The organism is Flavobacterium sp. GSP6, assembly GCF_003984855.1.
GTDB lineage: Bacteria > Bacteroidota > Bacteroidia > Flavobacteriales > Flavobacteriaceae > Flavobacterium.
In genome coordinates this window covers 1-1,065 of sequence record NZ_RYDO01000035.1, presented here as the reverse complement: position 1 = coordinate 1,065, position 1,065 = coordinate 1, and the positions used below count along the sequence as shown (strand labels likewise).

The following is a 1,065-nucleotide window of genomic DNA, read 5'->3' as shown; positions in this document are numbered from 1 at the left end:
ATTATGCAAATTATTTGAACGATTTTTTGTACAAATTATCTAACATAGAGAAAGGAGGTTATTAGACAGTTTGACGTTCTCGCGCTACAAGCAGTTTGCGACTAAATTAAGCCCATTGTTCGGATTTGCCAAATCTTCCAAATACAAAACCAACTTCAAATTCAGCCAAATCCCCAAATTGCTTGTAGCGTGTGTTAGCAACAGTAATTATTCACAATGTATTTCGTTTTGTTCAGATTACCAACACTTTCAAACATGTTTAATTCGATTCCCTTTTTCAAATCTCTACTAGCAGTTGCAGAAGAAAGGTCTTTGAAAATATTCATATAATCTTTTCTAGTAAATTCTTTTATGCCAAGTTTTAGAAAGTATTCTAATCTGTCTAAGTCTTTTAAAATTCTATTATTGTAATTAAGTAAACTGCCTAAAGATTTATCAATTACATCAAGCATGTATTCTATAAAACATGTTGATTTTCCTGATTTATCACTTAATGACAAAGATTTATAATAATCATCTTGCGTTTGGCTAATTAATGTTTCAAATGGCAAAAACTCAAAAATTGGATATTCAGACATTAAAATTAAAGTTTGCCATAATCTTCCCATTCTTCCATTACCATCTAAAAAAGGATGTATGAATTCCATTTCATAATGAAAAACACAACTTTTTATTAATGTTAATTCATCAGAGTCTTTAAGATATTCAAATAAATCTTTCATTAGATGCGGAACATTTTCATGAGGTGGTGCAATGTGTTCTACTTTTGTTCCTTTAACTATTCCAACACCTTGTTTTCTATATTTTCCTGCACTCTCAATTAGACCATTCATTAACTCAAGATGTGCTTTTAAAAAGTTTTTATCAGATGAAAACTTATATTCTTCAAGTTTGTCATAAACCGTAATAGCATTTAATACTTCTAAGACATCTTTTTTTGGACCAATTACTCTTTTGTTTTCAATCAATGCAGTAATTTGTTCCTCAGTTGGATATTCCGCTGCAAAGGTCGCCACGATTCCGCTACAAAGTGCACCACGATTCCGCTGCAAAGTACACCACCCA

At 31.1% G+C, this 1,065-nt stretch carries 1 protein-coding gene; it reads right to left on the bottom strand.

Features of this window, described 5'->3' with window-relative positions; all coding sequences use genetic code 11:
• Positions 1-194: 194 nt before the first annotated feature.
• The coding region (locus EKM03_RS14905) for a Fic family protein (protein WP_148108942.1) at positions 195-1,065 on the bottom strand (871 nt) is incomplete at its 5' end.